The 2872-nt window shown below is 77.6% G+C and carries 3 protein-coding genes; all 3 read left to right on the forward strand.

From position 1 onward, the window contains the following. The first annotated feature begins 126 nt into the window (after positions 1-126). The 3 genes from E2C05_RS30685 (at position 127) to E2C05_RS30695 (ending at position 2314) form a co-directional block, all read left to right on the forward strand. Positions 127-984 carry an exodeoxyribonuclease III gene (locus tag E2C05_RS30685; RefSeq protein WP_133223403.1) on the forward strand — a complete coding sequence of 286 codons (858 nt, stop codon included), beginning with the start codon at positions 127-129 and terminating at the stop codon, positions 982-984. 182 nt (positions 985-1166) lie between these two features. Next, positions 1167-1847, forward strand: coding sequence for a tRNA (adenosine(37)-N6)-threonylcarbamoyltransferase complex dimerization subunit type 1 TsaB (gene tsaB, locus E2C05_RS30690; protein WP_158292480.1), 681 nt, complete (start codon positions 1167-1169; stop codon positions 1845-1847). Further along, positions 1844-2314 carry a GNAT family N-acetyltransferase gene (locus tag E2C05_RS30695; RefSeq protein ID WP_240046965.1) on the forward strand — a complete coding sequence of 157 codons (471 nt, stop codon included), beginning with the start codon at positions 1844-1846 and terminating at the stop codon, positions 2312-2314. Before tsaB ends, E2C05_RS30695 begins: the two co-directional genes overlap by 4 nt. Positions 2315-2872: the final 558 nt, after the last annotated feature.

Here is a 2872-nt window from a genome sequence, read left to right on the forward strand (position 1 = left end):
GTCCCCGGGCGGGGCCACCGGCCGCCCGGGGCGGCCGCCCACCCTCGGCCCTGCGGCGCCACGCCGCGCAGGGCCGGGCCGGCGGCGGGTCTTTCCGGCTGCCGCCGGACATGGCAGTCCTGCCCCATGCCGCCACGACCGAAACCAGCCGCCCCTGCCGCGTCCGGGCGGGCGAAGCGCCCGCTGCGCATCGCCACCTGGAACATCAACTCCGTCCGCCTGCGCCGGCCGCTGCTGGCCGAGCTGGTCAAGGCGCTCGACCCCGACGTGCTCTGCCTGCAGGAGACGAAATGCCCGGACGAGCTCTTTCCGCTCGACGACATCCGGGCCTTCGGCTTCCCGCACATCGCCCACCGGGGGATGAAGGGCTACAACGGCGTCGCCGTGCTGTCCCGCCTGCCCTTCGTGCCGCGGGACGGCGACCCGGACTGGTGCGGCAAGGGCGATTGCCGGCACATCGCGGTGGAACTGGACGCGCCGGGCGGCCCGCTGGAGCTGCATGATTTCTACGTCCCGGCCGGCGGCGACACGCCGGACCGCGTGGCCAATCCGAAATTCGCCCACAAGCTGGACTTCGTCGCCGAGGCGGCGGCCTGGTCCGCGGCGCGCGGGGCGAAGCCGCGCAGCGTGCTGGTCGGCGACCTCAACATCGCGCCGCTGGAGAACGACGTCTGGTCGCACCGGCAGATGCTCGACGTCGTCTCCCACACGCCGGTGGAGGTCGAGGCGCTGACCGGCTGGATGCGCGCCGGCGGCTGGCACGACGCGCTGCGGCATTTCGTCCCGCCGGAGGAGAAGCTGTACACGTGGTGGTCCTACCGGGCGCGGGACTGGGAAGCCTCGGACCGCGGCCGGCGGCTGGACCATCTCTGGGTCAGCCCGGACCTGGCGGGGGCGCTGACGCGGCATGCCGTGCTGAAGCCGGCGCGCGGCTGGCCGCAGGCCAGCGACCATGTGCCCGTGATGATCGAGCTCTCGCTCTGATGTGCGGGCGGCGGGCACGACGTCTGCGCGCCGGGCGCGTTGTCGATCGTAGAATGTCTACCGTGGCGTCACGTCTTCGTGAGCGCTAGGATGGTGCGCCGGATGCCGGAGCGGCGCGCCATGGGCTGCGGCCCGACGGCGTGATCCCGCGACGCCCAAGCCCGGGACAGGAAGCCGATCCGGTGTGGATTCTCGCCCTCGATGCCTCGCTCGCCTGCTGCTCGGCCGCCCTGCTGGCCGATGGCGTCCTGCGCGGCCAGCGCAGCCAGGCGGGCGACCGCGGCCATGCCGCCGCGCTGCCGCCCATGGTCCAGGCCGTGCTGCGGGACGCGGGCGCGCGGCCGGCCGACCTCGATGCCGTCGCCGCCGTGGTGGGGCCGGGCGGCTTCACCGGCATCCGTGCCGCCCTGGCGCTGGCCCAGGGCATCGCCCTGGCCGCCGGCGTGCCGCTGCTGGGCGTGACCACCGGCGAGGCGCTGGCCGAGGCCCTGCCGGCCGACCAGCGCCGAGGCCGCGCCGTCTGGTCGGTGGTGGACAACCGCCGCGGCCGGGTGGTGCTGGAACGCTTCGCCGCCGGCGGCCTGATGCCCGAGGCGGGCAGCGGGCCCGAGGTGCAGGACATCGCCGGCCTGCCGCTGCCCGCCGGGCCGGTCGCCCTGGTGGGCGATGCGGCCGAGGCGGTGGCGGCCGCCCTCCTCGCCCGCGGCGCCGATGCGGTGGCGACCGACTGCCGCCTGCCGGAGGCCGCCGCGGCGGCGCGGGTCGCCGCCCGGCGCCTGGCCGGCCGCCTTCCGCCCCTGGCGGCCCGGCCGCTCTATGTCGAGCCGCCGGCGGTCCGCCTGCCGGCCGGCCAGCCGGTGTGACGCCGGCGCTGCGGCCGGCCGCGCCGGCCGATGCCCGGGCGCTGGCCGCGCTGCACGCCCTGGCCTTCCCGCCGGCCGAGGCCTGGGGCGCGGATGTGATCGCCCTGATGCTCGAGATGACCGGCGGCTTCGGCGCCTGGGAGCCGGGGCGGGGCCTGGTGCTGGCCCGCGCCGCGGCCGGGGAGGCGGAGATCCTGACGCTGGCGGTGGCGCCCGCGGCCCGGCGGCAGGGCCTCGGCGCGCGGTTGATGGCGTCGGCGTTGGCCGGCGCGGCGGCCCGCGGCGCGGCGGCGATGTTCCTCGAGGTCGCGGCGGGCAATGCCGCGGCCCGGGCGCTCTATGCCGGGCTGGGCTTCGCCGAGGTCGGCCGGCGCCGCCGTTACTATGCCGACGGGGCGGACGCGCTGGTCCTGCGGCGGGACATCGTGGCGAATACTGTGGACGGGGACGCCGCGGGGCGCGTCTGAGGGGCCGGCGGCGCAACCGGCCTGCTGCCGCAGCGGCCATAACGCCGCGGCCGACGAATGCTTGCGTGCGCTACGCGACATCTGTGCCCGTCTGCCGCGAGGACTGCATGTCGACATCGCGTCACTGCCCGGAATCCTCTGCCGCGGGGCGGGAAGGGCCTGGCGGCCATGCTCGGGCACGGCGCTGATCCATGGCCCGGGGTGGCGGTCCCCAGACGCGCCCGCGGCGCGCCATCGCCGGGCCGTCCGGGCGCCGCAGCGGTACCGCCCGCGGCACCGGACGCCGGCCGAGGCGACGGGACAGGGCAGGGACAGGCACGGCCAGCAGCGGAAATCCGCCCGCCGGACAAGGGCCTGCGGCGGGGCGCCGTGCCGAACCGGCGGCCGGGCCGCGGGGCGTGACGGCCCGGGATGCGAGGCCCGGGATACGAGGATCGTCTCCGCGGCCGGGACCGGGGGTGCGGGCATGGTTACTGGACCGCCACGCCGCCGGGCGCTGCGGTTCGCGCGGCCTCCGGGGGCCGCGGACCGCCGCGCGCCCGGGCGCGCCGGGCCGCC

This window comes from Paracraurococcus ruber, assembly GCF_004353985.1.
Classification (GTDB): domain Bacteria; phylum Pseudomonadota; class Alphaproteobacteria; order Acetobacterales; family Acetobacteraceae; genus Paracraurococcus; species Paracraurococcus ruber.